The 15,426-nt window shown below is 72.1% G+C and carries 13 protein-coding genes; 8 read left to right on the forward strand and 5 right to left on the reverse strand.

What is annotated here, in order from left to right; genetic code table 11:
- The first annotated feature begins 121 nt into the window (after window positions 1-121).
- The 4 genes from OG446_RS09340 (at window position 122) to OG446_RS09355 (ending at window position 4,649) form a co-directional block, all read left to right on the forward strand.
- The gene (locus tag OG446_RS09340; protein WP_328893575.1) at window positions 122-547 is read left to right on the forward strand and encodes a CBS domain-containing protein; all 426 of its coding nucleotides are present in this window, start codon (window positions 122-124) and stop codon (window positions 545-547) included.
- Window positions 548-693: 146 nt separating this feature from the next.
- The gene (locus tag OG446_RS09345; RefSeq protein ID WP_328893576.1) at window positions 694-1,131 is read left to right on the forward strand and encodes a hypothetical protein; all 438 of its coding nucleotides are present in this window, start codon (window positions 694-696) and stop codon (window positions 1,129-1,131) included.
- Between the two features lie 58 nt (window positions 1,132-1,189).
- Window positions 1,190-2,758, forward strand: a complete 1,569-nt coding sequence (locus OG446_RS09350; RefSeq protein WP_328893577.1) for a multicopper oxidase family protein — start codon at window positions 1,190-1,192, stop codon at window positions 2,756-2,758.
- Window positions 2,759-2,894: 136 nt separating this feature from the next.
- Window positions 2,895-4,649, forward strand: coding sequence for an NAD+ synthase (locus tag OG446_RS09355; RefSeq protein ID WP_328893578.1), 1,755 nt, complete (start codon window positions 2,895-2,897; stop codon window positions 4,647-4,649).
- 163 nt (window positions 4,650-4,812) lie between these two features.
- Here the strand turns inward: OG446_RS09355 and OG446_RS09360 are convergent, their stop codons facing one another.
- The 3 genes from OG446_RS09360 to OG446_RS09370 all read right to left on the reverse strand — a co-directional run bounded on the left by OG446_RS09360 (window position 4,813) and on the right by OG446_RS09370 (window position 7,612).
- Window positions 4,813-6,024, reverse strand: a complete 1,212-nt coding sequence (locus OG446_RS09360) for an MFS transporter (RefSeq protein WP_328893579.1) — start codon at window positions 6,022-6,024, stop codon at window positions 4,813-4,815.
- A 223-nt stretch (window positions 6,025-6,247) separates the two neighbouring features.
- Entirely contained in the window at window positions 6,248-7,270 is a 1,023-nt protein-coding gene (locus OG446_RS09365) for an endonuclease/exonuclease/phosphatase family protein (protein ID WP_328893580.1), read from the reverse strand.
- A 204-nt stretch (window positions 7,271-7,474) separates the two neighbouring features.
- Window positions 7,475-7,612, reverse strand: a complete 138-nt coding sequence (locus OG446_RS09370; protein WP_328893581.1) for a hypothetical protein — start codon at window positions 7,610-7,612, stop codon at window positions 7,475-7,477.
- Between the two features lie 239 nt (window positions 7,613-7,851).
- On the opposite strand from OG446_RS09370, the gene panB reads away from it, so the two are divergent.
- The 3 genes from panB (at window position 7,852) to OG446_RS09385 (ending at window position 10,809) form a co-directional block, all read left to right on the forward strand.
- On the forward strand, window positions 7,852-8,739 hold the full coding sequence (panB, locus tag OG446_RS09375) for a 3-methyl-2-oxobutanoate hydroxymethyltransferase (protein ID WP_328893582.1): 888 nt from the start codon (window positions 7,852-7,854) through the stop codon (window positions 8,737-8,739).
- Window positions 8,740-8,935: 196 nt separating this feature from the next.
- Window positions 8,936-9,955, forward strand: a complete 1,020-nt coding sequence (locus OG446_RS09380; protein ID WP_328898251.1) for an ATP-binding cassette domain-containing protein — start codon at window positions 8,936-8,938, stop codon at window positions 9,953-9,955.
- Window positions 9,952-10,809, forward strand: a complete 858-nt coding sequence (locus OG446_RS09385) for an ABC transporter permease (protein ID WP_328893583.1) — start codon at window positions 9,952-9,954, stop codon at window positions 10,807-10,809. The genes OG446_RS09380 and OG446_RS09385 overlap by 4 nt, the downstream gene beginning before the upstream one ends.
- 10 nt (window positions 10,810-10,819) lie before the next feature.
- Here the strand turns inward: OG446_RS09385 and OG446_RS09390 are convergent, their stop codons facing one another.
- Window positions 10,820-14,152: an ATP-binding protein gene (locus OG446_RS09390; protein WP_328893584.1), complete on the reverse strand. Its 3,333-nt coding sequence runs from the start codon at window positions 14,150-14,152 to the stop codon at window positions 10,820-10,822.
- Between the two features lie 194 nt (window positions 14,153-14,346).
- Here OG446_RS09390 and OG446_RS09395 point away from each other — a divergent pair, with 194 nt between their 5' ends.
- On the forward strand, window positions 14,347-15,144 hold the full coding sequence (locus tag OG446_RS09395) for a site-2 protease family protein (RefSeq protein ID WP_328893585.1): 798 nt from the start codon (window positions 14,347-14,349) through the stop codon (window positions 15,142-15,144).
- A gap of 77 nt (window positions 15,145-15,221) precedes the next feature.
- On the opposite strand, the gene OG446_RS09400 is transcribed toward OG446_RS09395, so the two are convergent.
- Window positions 15,222-15,401 carry a hypothetical protein gene (locus OG446_RS09400; RefSeq protein WP_326662973.1) on the reverse strand — a complete coding sequence of 60 codons (180 nt, stop codon included), beginning with the start codon at window positions 15,399-15,401 and terminating at the stop codon, window positions 15,222-15,224.
- Window positions 15,402-15,426: the final 25 nt, after the last annotated feature.

Genomic DNA, 15,426 nt, shown 5'->3' on the forward strand with positions numbered 1-15,426 from the left:
ACCGCTTTTCCCGGGGTGCACCCGAATGGGTGATAGCGGTCGCGTGCCCCGGGCGAGCCCCTCACGATGGGTTCGCTCGGGGTTTTACGCGAGTGCCCATCGGCACGCAGGAGGAAAGCCCATGACCACCGCCAAGGACATCATGCACACCGGCGCCACCTGGATCCCGGCGCACGAGACCCTCGACCGCGCCGCCCAGCTGATGCGCGACCACAACGTGGGCGCGCTGCCCATCTCGGAGAACGGCGAGCAGGACCGGATGGTCGGCATCCTCACGGACCGCGACATCGTGGTCGCCTGTGTGGCGATGGGCCGGGACCCGTCGAAGGTGACCGCCGGTGACCTCGCCCAGGGCACACCGCGCTGGATCGACGCGGAGGCCGAGGTGGAGGCGGTGCTGGAGGAGATGCAGACCCACCGGATCCGCCGGCTGCCGGTGGTCGAGAACAAGAAGCTGATCGGCATGATCAGCGAGGCCGATCTGGCCCAGCACCTCTCCGACGACCAGATCGCCGGGTGGGCGGAGAAGGTCTACTCCCGCAACTGACCGGTACGCCGCACGACCGGACGACCGGACGACGGCCCGACATCCCTGCCGGACAGCCCGTCGCCGCCGCCGGACAGCCCGTTGTCCGCCGCGCGGGGGCGGCGGGCCGCCGCGTTTCGTATACCCGGCGGGGGTAAGGTGCCGGCATGTCCGGAACGAGGAGTGCGACGTGCGGGCGGCTGCTGCTGTTCGCCGCGCTGCTCTTCGGGATCTTCACCATGCACACGGTCGGGCACCCGGCCGAGCACAGTGGCCCAGGGCCTGCGACACCGGCCGCCTCGCATGTGATGACCGGACCGGTCGTGGCATCCGGACCGACCCGACCGGTCGTGGCGCACGGGCCCGCGGTGGCCGTGCGGCACGACACCCCGGCGCCGATGCCCGGCATGGACCCCCTGTCGGTCTGCGTCGCGGTACTGGGTACCTGGGGCCTCACCCTGCTCACCCTGTGGCTGCTGGTGCGGCGGTGCGCCGCCCCGCGGCCGGGCCCGGGCCGCGGCCGGTCGCCGCGGGTGCCCCGGCCTCCTCCCCCGCCCCGGCCGCGCAAGGCCGTCCTCAGCGGACTGTCGGTGCTTCGGATATAGGCGCCCCGCGCCTTCCGTCCCCCCGCACACCGACCACATCCTTGAGGTGCACTCAGTCATGCCCGCTCAGCACACCCGACGCGCCGTGCTCGGCGCTTCGATCGCCCTTGCCGGTACGGGAGTTCTCGCCGCCTGCGCCGGCCGCGACGCCGCCGCGGACCACTCCGCCATGAACCACCCCGCCCCGTCCGGCACCACCGTCCCGGAGGGCTACGTCTCCCCCGACGGCCCGGAGGTCGCCGCGGCCGAGCAGCGGCGGGGCACCGGCCCCGCGCACAAGGTCACCCTGACCGCGACCCCGTCCCGGCTCGACCTCGGCGGCGGGCACACCGTCAGCTCGTGGGCGTACGGGGACCGGCTCCCCGGGAAGGAGATCCGGGTCACCGCGGGCGACACGCTCGCCCTCTCCCTCGCCAACCACCTGCCGCAGCCCACCTCGCTGCACTGGCACGGACTCGCCCTGCGCAACGACATGGACGGGGTGCCCGGGCTGACCCAGCGGGCCGTCGGGGCGGGGGCGGACTTCACCTACCGGTTCACGGTGCCGGACCCCGGCACGTACTGGTTCCACCCGCACTCGGGCGTCCAGCTGGACCGCGGGCTCTACGCGCCGCTGATCGTGGACGACCCGAAGGAACCCCTCGGCTACGACAAGGAGTGGATCGTCGTCCTGGACGACTGGGTCGACGGCGTGGACGGCTCCACCCCCGATGCCGTGCTCCAGGAACTCACCGGGGGCAGCGGGCACAGCGGGCACGCCATGCAGTCGACGGTCTCGCCCGCGAGCGGCGGGCCCTCGCGGATGCTGATGGGCGCCACCAGTGAGCTGCTGGGCGGCGACGCCGGCGACGTGGACTATCCGTACTACCTGGTCAACGGCCGCGTGGCCGAGGACCCTTCCGCCTTCACCGCACGGCCGGGCGACCGGATCCGGCTGCGGATCATCAACGCGGGCGGCGACACCGCCTTCCGCGTCGCGCTCGGCGGCCACCGGATGACGGTGACGCACACCGACGGCTTCCCGGTCCGGCACACCACGACCGACGCGCTGCTGATCGCGATGGGTGAGCGGTACGACGTGCTGGTCACCGCCGGGGACGGGGTGTTCCCGCTGACCGTGCTGGCCGAGGGCAAGAAGGCCTCGGCGATGGCCCTGCTGCGGACCGGAGGCGGTGCGGCGCCCGGCGCGTCCGTGCGGCCGAAGGAGCTGGACGGCGAACTGGTGACGGCCGACCGGCTGTCCCCGGACGCCTCCGTGGCCCTGGCCGCGCGCGAACCCGACCGGACGGTGCGGATGCGGCTGACGGGCTCCATGGAGGCGTACGACTGGGCCTTCGACAGGAAGCCGTACACCGCCGACCAGCGTCATCCGGTGAAGGCCGGGGAGCGGGTCCGGATGGAGTTCCACAACCCGACCGCGATGTGGCACCCGGTGCATCTGCACGGGCACACCTTCGCGCTGGCCGGGGGCGCGGCCGGGGCCCGTAAGGACACCGCGATCGTGCTGCCCCGGCAGACGCTGACCGTCGACTTCGACGCGGACAACCCGGGTCTGTGGATGCTCCACTGCCACAACCTGTACCACGCGGAGGCGGGCATGATGACGGTCCTCGGCTACCGCCGCTGACCTGCCACCTGGCGGGCCCCGGGAGGGTGCCGGCGATTCCGGCCGCGCTCGCGGCGCAGATCTCCGGCACCCTCCCCGCCACTTTTCGCCCGGCCCGCCAGGACATCGCGTCAGTCAGACGATTACACTGGGCGGCGTGCCTCAACTACGCCTCGCACTGAATCAGATCGACTCGACCGTCGGCGACCTCGCCGGCAACACCGAGTCGATCCTCCACTGGACCCGGCACTCCGCCGAACAGGGCGCCCACCTGGTGGCGTTCCCCGAGATGGTGCTGACCGGATACCCCGTCGAGGACCTGGCCCTGCGGTCGTCCTTCGTCGAGGCGTCGCGGGAGGCGCTGCGTGCGCTCGCCGCGCGCCTGGACGCCGAGGGCTTCGGGGAACTCCCGGTCGTCGTCGGCTACCTCGACCGCTCCGAGTCCGCCGCGCCGCGCTACGGCCAGCCCGCCGGATCGCCGCGGAACGCCGCCGCGGTGCTGCACCGCGGACGGATCGCGCTGAACTTCGCCAAGCACCACCTGCCCAACTACGGCGTCTTCGACGAGTTCCGGTACTTCGTGCCGGGCGACTCGATGCCCGTCGTACGGGTGCACGGCGTCGATGTGGCGCTCGCGATCTGCGAGGACCTCTGGCAGGACGGCGGCCGGGTGCCGGCCGCGCGTGCCGCCGGGGCCGGGCTGCTGCTGTCGATCAACGCCTCGCCGTACGAGCGGGACAAGGACGACACCCGGCTGGAACTGGTCCGCAAGCGGGCCCAGGAGGCCGGCTGCACGACCGCGTACCTCGCGATGATCGGCGGCCAGGACGAGCTGGTCTTCGACGGGGACTCGATCGTCGTCGACAAGCAGGGCGAGGTCATCGCCCGTGCGCCGCAGTTCGCCGAGGGCAGCGTGATCCTGGACCTCGACCTGCCGGCCGCCTCGCCCGAGGCGCCCTCGGGCGTGGTGAACGACGGGCTGCGGATCGACCACGTGGTCCTCTCCGAGAAGCCGCTGCCGGCGTACGAGGCGGAGCTGGCCGGAGGGTACGCGGAGCGGCTCGACGACGACGAGGAGCTGTACTCGGCGCTCGTCGTGGGCCTGCGGGCGTACGCGGCGAAGAACGGCTTCAGCAGTGTGCTGATCGGGCTCTCCGGCGGGATCGACTCGGCGCTGGTCGCCGCGATCGCCTGCGACGCGCTGGGCGCGCAGCACGTGTACGGCATCTCGATGCCGTCGAAGTACTCCTCGGACCACTCCAAGGGCGACGCGGCCGAGCTGGCGCGGCGTACCGGGCTGAACTTCCGGACCGTACCGATCGAGCCGATGTTCGACGCGTACATGGGGTCGCTGGGGCTCACCGGGCTCGCCGAGGAGAACCTGCAGTCGCGGCTGCGCGGCACGATGCTGATGGCCGTGTCCAACCAGGAGGGCCAGATCGTCCTGGCTCCGGGCAACAAGTCGGAGCTGGCGGTCGGTTACTCGACGCTGTACGGGGACTCCGTCGGCGCGTACGGGCCGATCAAGGACGTCTACAAGACGTCGGTCTTCCGGCTGGCGAAGTGGCGCAACCGGGCGGCGGAGGAACGCGGGCAGATCCCGCCGATCCCGGAGGCCTCCATCACCAAGCCGCCGAGCGCGGAGCTGCGGCCGGGTCAGGTCGACACGGACTCGCTGCCCGACTACGACGTGCTGGACCGGATCCTGGAGATGTACGTCGACCGGGACCAGGGTCTCGACGCGATCGTCGCGGCCGGGTTCGACGCGGCACTGGTGGCGAAGACGCTGCGGATGGTGGACACGGCGGAGTACAAGCGGCGGCAGTACCCGCCGGGCACGAAGATCTCGCCCAAGGGCTTCGGCAAGGACCGGCGGCTGCCGATCACGAACCGGTGGCGCGAGTCCGGCTGACGCCGGGGGTGGGTGTGCTGCGGGCCCGTCCGGGGCCGGGGGTTTGTCCTCGAACGCCGGACGGGCTTGATTTGGCCGGGCTCGGGCTTGATGTGCGCGAGCCGGGCTTGACTGGCGCGAGCCGAGTTTGGTGTGCGCGAGCCGGGCTTGACTGGCGCGAGGCTCAGTGCACGTCTGCCTCGGTCCTTCGCGGAGTGGATGCCGCCGCCCGCGCCACCACCCTCGACGGGGTCCGGTCGCGGTCCAGTACGCCCGCGGTGACCGCCACCGCGAGACCCGCCACGGCCAGTACCGCGCCGACCAGGGCCGGGGAGGTCCAGCCCCAGCCCGCCGCGATGGCCACGCCGCCCAGCCACGCGCCGCCCGCGTTGGCCAGGTTGAAGGCGGAGTGGTTGGAGGCGGATGCCAGGGTCGGGGCGTCCTTGGCCTTGTTCATGACGAGCATCTGCAACGGCGTGGTCGTCATGAAGCCGACCCCGCCCAGCAGCACGACCATCACCAGCGCGGCCCACTGCACATGGGCGGCGAACGGGAAGACCACCAGGACGACGGCGAGCGCGCCCAGCGAGCCGTACAGCGTCGGGCGCAGCGCCCGGTCCGTGAGCGGGCCCGCGGCGAGTGCGCCGAGGGTCATGCCGATGCCGAAGAGCGCCAGCACCAGGGTGACGGAGGACTCCCCGAAGCCCATCGCCTCGGTCGTCATCGCCGAGAGGTAGGAGTACACGGCGAAGACCCCGGCGAAGCCGAAGACGGCGGTCAGGAGTCCGAGGAGGACCTGACGGTTGCCGAGGGCCCGCAGTTCGTGGCGCACGCCTCGGTGGGCCTCGACCGGGATCTGCGGGACGAGGCGGGCGAGTGCGGCCATCGCGCACAGCCCGATCAGCGCGACCACCAGGAACGTGGCCCGCCAGCCGAGGTGCTGGCCGAGCAGGGTGGCTGCGGGGACTCCGACGATGTTGGCGACGGTCAGGCCGAGGAACATGGTCGCCACGGCCCGCGCCTGGCGCCCGTCGGAGACCAGCCGGGCGGCGACGACCGCCCCGACGCCGAAGAAGGCGCCGTGCGGCAGTCCTGCCAGTACCCGTCCCGCGACCAGCCAGCCGAAGTCCGGAGCCAGCGCGGAGGCGAGGTTGCCGACGGTGAACAGTGCCATCAGCAGCAGGAGCATCCGCTTGCGCGGGATGCGCGAGCCGACGGCGGTGAGCAGCGGGGCGCCGAGCACCACGCCGATCGCGTACGCCGACACGAGGTAGCCGGCCGTGGGGACGGAGGTGCCCAGATCGTCCGCGACGTTGGGCAGCAGGCCCATCATCACGAACTCCGTAGTACCGATGCCGAAGGCGCTCACCGCGAGTGCGAGCAGAGCCAGAGGCATGAAGAGAGACCTTTCCGAAGTGGGCCCCATGTGCTCCGGCCGGGCCCGGTGGGCCTCGGGGAACGGGAGGGGGCAGGAGGGAACGCGGCCGTGCGTGCGCCGGCGCGGGCCGGCCGGGGCCGGATCGCACGGTGACGGACCGGCTTCCTCGCCGGTGGCCTTGTTCCCGTTCGGAACAAAGTCTCTCAGACGTTTGGTGCGCAGAGGTAAACGGACCGTTGCGTCACAGTTTGACGCGGGCGGCGATCGGAAGATGGTCGCTGTCCGTGGCCGGGAGCGTCCACGACGACATCGGCTCGACGCCCTTCACCATGATCTGGTCGATCCGTGCCATCGGGAACGAGGCGGGCCAGCTGAATCCGAACCCGTCACCCGCCGCGCCCTGGGTGGAGCGCATCTGCGAGGTGACCGCGTTGAGCGAGCGGTCGTTCATGGTCCCGTTGAGGTCACCGAGGAGCGCGACCCGTTCCAGCGGTTCGTGGGAGATGGCCTTGCCGAGGGCGTCCGCGCTCTGGTCCCGCTGGCTGGCGGTGAATCCGGCGTGCAGCTTGACCCGCACCGAGGGCAGGTGCGCGACGTAGAAGGCGATCGGGCCCTCGGGCGTGGTGACGGTGGTGCGCATGGCGCGGACCCAGCCCATCTTGATGTCCACCGGGCGGGTTGCGCTCAGGGGGTACTTGCTCCACAGCCCGACGGTCCCCTGCACCGAGTGGTACGGGAAGCGGTCGGCGAGCGCCGACTCGTAGGCCGTGACCTTGCCGCTGGGGAGTTCCTGGAGGGCGACGACGTCGGCGCCCGAGCCGGCGACCTGCTGGGCGGTGCCGGCGGGGTCGGGGTTGTCCGCGTTGACGTTGTGGGTGGCGACGGTGAGGTCACCGCCGGTGCCCGACTTGTCGGTGAGCAGCCCGCCGAAGACGTTGAACCAGACCAGGACGGGCAGCAGCAGGGCGACCAGCGCGGTCGCCGAGCGGCGCACCAGGCCCAGGATCAGCAGCAGCGGGACGAAGACCGCGCACCACGGCAGGAAGGTCTCGGTGAGGCTGCCCAGGTTGCCGATGGTGTTCGGGATCTGGGCGTGGAGGACCATCACGAGGGCCAGCAGGACCGAGCAGCCGGCCAGCACGATCCCGCGCCGCCAGATGCCGGGGTCCCTGGTCAGTCTGTCGCGCAGGTCCCGGAAACGGGATCCGGTGCGCTGCGGTCCTGCGCCGCCGTTCCCGGTGTCCGCCCTGTACGCCTGCACCATTGCGCTGTCCTCACTGCCTTGCCGTACACATCGCCGCGCCCACGACCCTAGGGGATACGCGATGCCTTTCCGGCCGTCGGCGACGGCCGTACTGCCACGAGGACGACCCGGGCGGTGCGAAGGGTTCCGGCCACAGAGGGTCTGTGGTGGCTTGTGACAGAACGCTCACACTCGCCTCGGCCCGGGCGAGTCAGCCGGCCGGTCTCAGCGGTGACCTGCGTCTTCACCTCGGCCGGAGGCCGCAGGACGCGGTCCGGGGCCCTCGATCGGCAGGCGGTTGACGCGGTCGGCGAGGTCCTCGGGCAGCAGCGCGTCGGGCCGGTGGACGGTGCGTACGAGCATCGCGTTCCCGCCCGGCCCGAAGGCCGGATTCCCTGCGAGGACCGGGGACGGACATGGACGGAACGTACGTCTGCTTCGATACGGGTCTGTCTCGCACCGAAAGTCCTTACCGGCCTCGTGACACCGCGTGCCATCCCGTGCGGCGGGCCCACTTCCCGTGAGCGGCTCCGGGATGCCACCATGGAAGCGGTCCGGGGACGCCGTCAGGGCGCCTCGAGATGACGAAGGAGCCGTTGGCAATGTCGCTTCAGGCTGCGCACAACCAGTCCCCCACTTCCCCCGCGGGAGCCCCCTCCGACAGCAGCAAGGCGCTGTACGGAGGCAAGAGCAACCGCCGGGTCACCGTCCACGACATCGCCGCCGCCACCGCGCGCGGCGAGAAGTGGCCCATGCTCACCGCCTACGACGCGATGACCGCGTCCGTCTTCGACGAGGCCGGCATCCCGGTCATGCTCGTCGGCGACTCCATGGGCAACTGTCACCTCGGCTACGAGACCACCGTGCCCGTCACGATGGACGAGATCGCCATCCTGTCCGCCGCCGTCGTCCGGGGCACCAAGCGCGCTCTGATCGTGGCCGACCTGCCCTTCGGGTCCTACCAGGAGAGCCCCGTCCAGGCCCTGCGCAACGCCACCCGGCTGATCAAGGAGTCCGGGGTCGGCGCGGTCAAGCTGGAGGGCGGCGAGCGCAGCCATGAGCAGATCAAGCTCCTGGTCGACGCCGGCATCCCGGTCATGGCCCACATCGGCCTGACCCCGCAGTCCGTCAACGCGATGGGCTACCGGGTGCAAGGCCGCGGCGAGGAGGCCGCCCAGCAGATGCTGCGCGACGCGAAGGCCGTGCAGGACGCGGGCGCGTTCGCCGTCGTCCTGGAGCTCGTCCCGGCCGAACTGGCCGCCGAGGTCACCCGCACCCTGCACATCCCGACCGTGGGCATCGGCGCCGGTCCGGACACCGACGCGCAGGTGCTGGTCTACACCGACATGGTCGGCCTGACCGGTGGCAAGGTGCCGCGCTTCACCAAGCAGTACGCCGACCTGCGCCAGATCCTCGGAGACGCCGCGAAGGCGTACGCGGACGAGGTCGTCGGCGGCACCTTCCCGGCGCCGGAGCACACCTTCCACTAGCGCCTTCCGTTCGGATCAGGCCGGCCCCCGCGGGCCCGGCCTGATCCGAACGAGATGCCCCAGGCAGTACGCCGGCTCCGCCCGGCAACCGACCGACCACTGCCGCACCACCGACAGCCCGCCGACATCCCCCATCGGCGGGCTGTCGCCCTGCTGTCGGCGGACTGTCGGTGCGCTGTCGGTGGCGGCTGGTCTGATGGTCGGCATGACGCGAATCGACAAGAACCCCAGGAACGGCAAGAACGCCGTCGAGGTACGGGGGCTGGTCAAGCACTACGGCGCGACCAAGGCTCTGGACGGCGTGGACCTCGATGTGCGCGAGGGCACCGTCCTCGGCGTGCTCGGCCCCAACGGCGCCGGCAAGACGACCCTCGTACGGGTCCTGTCCACCCTGATCCAGCCCGACGCCGGACACGCGGTCGTGGCCGGCTACGACGTGGTGAAGCAGCCCCGCGCGCTCCGCCGCACCATCGGCCTGACCGGTCAGTACGCCTCGGTCGACGAGAAGCTCTCCGGCTGGGAGAACCTCTACATGATCGGGCGGCTGCTCGACCTGCCGCGCAAGAAGGCCCGCTCGCGCGCCGACGAACTGCTGGAGCGCTTCTCGCTCACGGACGCGGCGAAGAAGGCCGCGATGGAGTACTCCGGCGGTATGCGCCGCCGGCTGGACCTCGCCGCCTCCATGATCGGCAGCCCGGCCGTCCTCTACCTGGACGAGCCGACGACGGGGCTCGACCCCCGTACCCGCAACGAGGTCTGGGACGAGGTGCAGCGGATGGTCGCGGAGGGGGCGACCGTGCTGCTCACCACCCAGTACATGGAAGAGGCCGAACAGCTCGCCAACGAGCTCACGGTCATCGACAAGGGCAGGATCATCGCCCGCGGCGGTGTCGACGAACTGAAGGCCAAGGTCGGCGGGCGCACCCTGCAGATCCGGCCCTCGGACCCCGCCCAGCTGGCCGCGATGGCCCAGGCCATCAGGGAGGCCGGTCTCGACGGTGTGGCGGGCGCCCAGGCTGTCCCGGACGAGGGACTGCTGTACGTACCGATCCTCAGCGACGAGCAGCTCACCGCCGTCATCGGCCTGCTCGGCACCCGGGGCTTCCCGCTGGCGCACGTCGCCACCGCGCTGCCCAGCCTGGACGAGGTGTTCCTCGCCATCACCGGCGACAAGGCCACCGTCACCGACACGACTCCCCAGGAGGTCGCGGCATGAGCACGACGACTCTGACGCCCACCCCCACCGACGCGGCCCCGGCCGCCCCGGCCGCGAAGCTCCATGACGAGGGCCGGATCGGGCTGCGGAACAACCTGCGCCACATCGGTGCGCTGGTGCGGCGCAATCTGCTCCAGATCAAGAAGGATCCGGAGTCGATGTTCGACGCGCTCCTGATGCCGGTGATCTTCGTCCTGCTCTTCGTGTACGTCTTCGGCGGTTCCGTCGGCGGCAGCATGGGCGGCGGCCGGCAGGAGTACCTGAACTACCTGATCCCCGGCCTGATGGCGATGATGGGCATGAACATCGCCATGGCCGTCGGCAGCGGTGTCAACGACGACTTCCGCAAGGGGGTCATGGACCGGTTCCGCACCATGCCGATCGCCCGCTCCTCGGTGCTCATCGCCAAGATCGTGGTCGAGCTCGCCCGGATGATGGTCGCCACCCTGATCCTGCTGGCCATGGGCTTCGCGCTCGGCATGGAGCTCCACGGGTCGGTGCTCGGTCTGATCGGGGCGATCGGGCTGGCGGCCGCGTTCGGTGCCGCCATCATGTGGATCTTCATCCTGCTCGGACTGTCCATGAAGACGGCCCAGGCCGTCCAGGGAATGGGGATGATCGTGATGATGCCGCTCCAGTTCGGCTCGTCCATCTTCGCCCCGCCCACGACGATGCCGGGCTGGCTCCAGACCTTCACCGACTACAACCCGCTGTCCAACCTGGCCGACGCCGCACGCGCCCTGATGATGGGCACCCCGGTCGGCAACTCGGTCTGGCTGACGCTCGGCTGGACCGTGGTCATCACCGCGGCCATGGCGCCGCTCGCGGTCTCCAAGTTCCGCAAGAAGTCCTGACCCGGTCGGTTCAGCTCCGGTACGCGTCCACGAGGGCGGCGGCCTCCTCCAGGGAGAGGCCGCCGCCCTCGGCGTACGCGGCCTCGTAGGCCGCCTCCCCGAGCGCGGCACGGACCAGCTCCTCGGCACGCTCGAAGTTGTCCCGCTCCATCGACGTGAGGAAGTGTCCCTTCGGCAGCAGCGCCCGGCCGGCGGCCAGCAGCCGGGCACCGAGCTCCGCGCCGCGCTCCGCACCGAGCCCGCCCAGCGCCCAGGCCAGGGTGACCAGGTGGATCACGGCCATCTGCGGCGCCACCATCTGCGTCAACGGATCGCCCAGGCGCAGCAGGGCCTGCCGGCCGCGGTCCAGGGCGTCCGCGTAGTTCTCCTCCTGGTTGTCCAGCCAGGCCAGGCCGCCCAGGACGAAGCCCTCGAAGATCGCCATGGTCTGCGACCTGAACTCCTCCAGCAGTTCGGAGAACTGTTCACGCGCCTCGGCGGTCCGGCCGCAGCGGCCCAGCCACAGGGCCAGGAAGAGCCGGGCCGCCGGCCGCGCCTCGTGCCCCGCGTGCCGCTCGTCCGCGATCACCTGGCGCAGGATCACCTCGCCCTCCGCCCCGCGGTCGAGTTCGGTCAGAGCGGACGCGTACCGGGTACGGAGCACCGACACCTGGGCCAGGGCGCCGAGCTTCTCCGCGCAGCCGATCGCGTCCTGGTAGTCCTCGGCCGCCCGGCGGTAGTCGCCCGTCTTCTCGTACGCCTCACCGCGTGAGGACAGCGCCTCGGCCATGCCCCAGTCGTCACCGAGGCGGCGGAAGATCTCCAGGCTCTCGGCGGCGTCCACGTGGGCCGCACCCGCCCAGTCGGGGCGGTTGGCCAGCACGTTGGCGCGCATCTGGAGCGCCGCGGCAAGCTCCCACTCGAAGGCGAACTCCCGTGCGGCGCGCACCGTTTCGTCCAGCAGGTGCCGCAGGTCCGCGACGCCCCCGGTCAGCATGACGGCGAAGAACCAGAGCGATGCGGGGCTCCGGCAGGTCTGCGGCTGACCGGCCCGGTAGACGGAGGCGATGCCCCGGAGCCGCGTCATGCTGGCCTCGTTCGTCCACTCGTCCATCGCGTGGTCCATGCTGACCAGCTGGACCAGCCCCACCTGGCGCCGCGCCTCCTGGAGCAGTTCGGGTTCCATGGGCGGGGGCGCGTCGGTGCAGCGTTCGTGGATCGAGGGCGCGGGTTCCACGGGCTCGGCGAAGGGGTCGGGGCCGAGGGCCGCCGCGGCGTCGGCCCAGTGCAGGGCGTCGCTGCGCAGATTGCGGATCTGCCAGTACCAGGAGAGCGAGATCACCAGGCACAGCGACTCCTGCTCGTCACGCGCGGCGACGGCGTGCCGCAGCGCGGTGCGCAGGTTCTCGTACTCGCGCTGGAAGAGCTCGATGGCGGCGCGCTGTCCGGCGCCGCGGAGCAGGGGGTCGGTGGTGCGGGCCAGCTCGCGGAAGTACACGAGGTGCTGGCGTTCGACGGCGTCCCGCTCCCCCGTCTCGTCGAGCCGCTGTGCCGCGTACTCGCCGACGGTCTCCAGGAGGCGGTAGCGCATCTGGCCGTCCGCCGCGGGGGCGGCGACGACCAGGGACTTGTCGACCAGGGAGCCGAGCAGCCCGGCGACCTCCCGCGCGTGGCGCGGCCCGTCCGCGCAGACCGCCTCGGCCGCTTCGAGGGTGCAGCCGCCGGCGAACACGGACAGCCGGCGCAGGGTGGTGCGTTCGTCCTCGTCGAGGAGGTCCCAGGACCAGTCGACGACGGCCCGCAGGGTCTGCTGGCGCGGGAGCACGGTGCGGCTGCCGCCCGTCAGCAGCCGGAACCGGTCGTCGAGCCGGTCGGCGATCTGCTGCGGGGTGAGCATCCGCAGCCGGGCGGCGGCGAGTTCGATGGCGAGCGGCAGGCCGTCCAGGCGGCGGCAGATCTCGGCGGTGGCCGCCGCGGTCGCCTCGTCGGCGTCGGCCCGGAAGCCGGGCAGTGCGGCGGCTCCGCGTTCGGCCAGCAGGCGCAGGGCCGTCGGGTCGGGCAGCGGCTCCACGGGCCGGACGAACTCGCCGGGTACGCCGAGGGGTTCGCGGCTGGTGGCGAGGACGGTGAGCTGCGGGCAGCGGGCCAGCAGGTGATCGGCGAGGGCCGCGGCCGCCTCGATCACATGCTCGCAGTTGTCCAGGAGCAGCAGCATGCGGCGCCGCGAGCAGTGCTCGGTGAGCCGGGACAGCGGCTCGCCCGCACCCCGTTCGCCGGCACCCCGTTCGGCGGCCCGGAGCTCTTCGGCGCCCGCGCCGCGCAGCACGGTCTCGCGGGCGCCGAGTGCGCCGAGGACCGCTTCCGGTACCGCTTCGGGGTCGTCGACGGGCGCGAGTTCGGCCAGCCAGACGCCGTCCGGCCAGGACGCGGGGTCGAAGGATTCCGCGGTCTCCTGGGAGAGCCGGGTCTTGCCGGCGCCGCCGGGTCCGAGGAGGGTGACCAGCCGGGCCCGGGTGAGGTCGCCGCGCAGCGCGTCGATGTCGCGCTCGCGGCCGACGAAGCTGGTGAGCCGGGCCCGGAGGTTGCCCTGCCGGACAGCCGGTGCGGCGGGCCGGTGAACCGTCCGCGGGGCGGGACGGGCCGGTTCCTGACGGAGCAGCTCGGCGTGCAGTGCGCTCAGCCCGGGGCCCGGGTCCGTGCCGAGCCGGTCGGCGAGCACGGTGCGGACCTCGTCGTACGCGGCCAGCGCCTGGGCCGTGCGCCCGGCGTCGCGCAGGGCCCGCAGCCGCAGCGCCTGGAGCGGTTCGTCGAGGGGGTGCTCCTCGCAGAGCGCGGCCAGTTCCGGCAGCACCTCGTCGGCCCGGCCGAGCGCGAGGGCCGCGGCGATCCGGGTCCGGCGGGCGTCGAGGCGACGGGCGGTCCAGCGGGCCGCGACGGCGTGCCGGTCGGGAAGGTCGGCGAGCACCGGCCCCCGCCAGAGGCCGAGGGCGTCGTCCAGGACGCTCAGCGCCTTCGCCGGATCGCCGGCGTCCAGGGCCCGCGTGCCCTCCTCCACGAGGCGTTCGAAGCGGTGGAGATCGACGCTGTCCGGTTCGGCGGCCAGCCGGTAGCCGTTGTCCACGGACACGACCTCCGCATGGCCGAGCGCCCGTCTGAGCCGGCCCACGAGTGCCTGCAGGGCCCCTGACGCGTCGGCGGGCGGGTCACCGTCCCAGACCTCGTCGACGAGCACCGCGAACGGCACCGTCCGGCCGGTGCGCAGCGCGAGCACCGCGAGCAGGGCGCGCAGCCGCGCCCCGCCGACGGCGACGGCCGTGCCGTCGTCGCGGAGTGCCTGGGTGGTACCGAGGATGCCGTAGCGCACGCGCCCATTGTCCGTGACGCGGTCCGGGCCATCCACAGCCACCCGGCCGCACCCGCTCGCCCCGCCCGCATTCGTGCCCGTCATACCCCCACCCTTCATGGAACCACCCACCCGATGCGAGACGTTTTCCGCGTGTCGCCTGTACGGTCGGGGCTCGCCGCCCGCCCGCTCCCCGCAGCCACCAGGAGCCGCCGATGACCTCCGCAACAGCCCGCAGCGACCGGCGGATCAGCCCGGTCTTCCTCGGTATCGCCGCCGTGACGGCGGTGTCCGGCTGGGCGGTGTGGACGGATTTCGCCGAGCAGCCGGGCTTCGCCACGTTCCTTTTCGTCACCGCGGCCTGGGTCGTCTCGCTCTGTCTCCACGAGTACGCCCACGCCCGCACGGCGTTGCACAGCGGCGACATCTCCATCGGGGCGAAGGGCTATCTGACCCTGAACCCCTTGAAGTACACGCATGCGCTGCTGAGCATCGTGCTGCCCGTGCTGTTCGTGATCATGGGCGGGATCGGGCTGCCCGGCGGCGCGGTCTTCATCGAGCGGGGCCGGATCCGGGGCCGCTGGCGGCACAGCCTGATCTCGGCTGCGGGCCCGCTGACGAACGTCCTGTTCGCGCTCGTGTGCACCGCGCCGTTCTGGCTGGACGCGCTGGACGGCGTCCCGGTCGCGTTCCGGTACGCACTGGGCTTCCTGGCGCTGCTCCAGGTAACGGCCGCGATCCTGAACTCCGTACCGGTGCCGGGGCTGGACGGTTACGGGGTGATCGAGCCGTGGCTCTCGCACTCGCTCCGGCGCACGGTGGAGCCGTTCGCGCCGTTCGGGCTGATCGCGGTCTTCGGTCTGCTGTGGGTCCCCGAGGTGAACGCGGCCTTCTTCGACGCGATCGACGCGATTCTGCGGTCGCTGGGCGTCAGTGAGTTCGAGACGTACTGCGGTCTCGACGCGTACCGGTTCTGGCAGACGCCCAACCCGGTCTGTGAGATGGCCGGGTAGGGCCTCTCGTCCGGATCGGGACGGGCTCGCGGCGTCCCGGCCCGATCCGGACGGCAGGCCCTGGGCACCCCGGCGCCCTACGCGCCCTGGGCGTTCACGCGCTGCCGGCGTACGTAGTACCAGGCCATGTTGGACGAGAGGCCGACCAGCAGCACCCAGACGATCCCGAGGAGCCAGCTGCCCTGCACGAAGGAGATCACGGCGGCTGCGACGGCGAGGACGCAGACGGCGATGGCGTAGAGAGCGAGGCGGGGCATGGGGGTGGCTCCTGTCGGGGGATGG

The sequence above is a fragment of the Streptomyces sp. NBC_00236 genome (genome assembly GCF_036195045.1).
Classification (GTDB): domain Bacteria; phylum Actinomycetota; class Actinomycetes; order Streptomycetales; family Streptomycetaceae; genus Streptomyces.

Excerpts from the sequence above, each read along its gene's own strand:
- OG446_RS09340 (WP_328893575.1), top strand. The coding sequence starts at position 122 with ATGACCACCGCCAAGGACATCATGCACACCGGCGCCACCTGGATCCCG.
- OG446_RS09345 (WP_328893576.1), top strand. The coding sequence starts at position 694 with ATGTCCGGAACGAGGAGTGCGACGTGCGGGCGGCTGCTGCTGTTCGCC.
- OG446_RS09350 (WP_328893577.1), top strand. The coding sequence starts at position 1,190 with ATGCCCGCTCAGCACACCCGACGCGCCGTGCTCGGCGCTTCGATCGCC.
- OG446_RS09360 (WP_328893579.1), bottom strand. The coding sequence starts at position 6,024 with ATGCCTCTGGCTCTGCTCGCACTCGCGGTGAGCGCCTTCGGCATCGGT.
- OG446_RS09365 (WP_328893580.1), bottom strand. The coding sequence starts at position 7,270 with ATGGTGCAGGCGTACAGGGCGGACACCGGGAACGGCGGCGCAGGACCG.
- OG446_RS09370 (WP_328893581.1), bottom strand. The coding sequence starts at position 7,612 with ATGCTCGTACGCACCGTCCACCGGCCCGACGCGCTGCTGCCCGAGGAC.
- panB (WP_328893582.1), top strand. The coding sequence starts at position 7,852 with ATGTCGCTTCAGGCTGCGCACAACCAGTCCCCCACTTCCCCCGCGGGA.
- OG446_RS09380 (WP_328898251.1), top strand. The coding sequence starts at position 8,936 with ATGGTCGGCATGACGCGAATCGACAAGAACCCCAGGAACGGCAAGAAC.
- OG446_RS09385 (WP_328893583.1), top strand. The coding sequence starts at position 9,952 with ATGAGCACGACGACTCTGACGCCCACCCCCACCGACGCGGCCCCGGCC.
- OG446_RS09395 (WP_328893585.1), top strand. The coding sequence starts at position 14,347 with ATGACCTCCGCAACAGCCCGCAGCGACCGGCGGATCAGCCCGGTCTTC.
- OG446_RS09400 (WP_326662973.1), bottom strand. The coding sequence starts at position 15,401 with ATGCCCCGCCTCGCTCTCTACGCCATCGCCGTCTGCGTCCTCGCCGTC.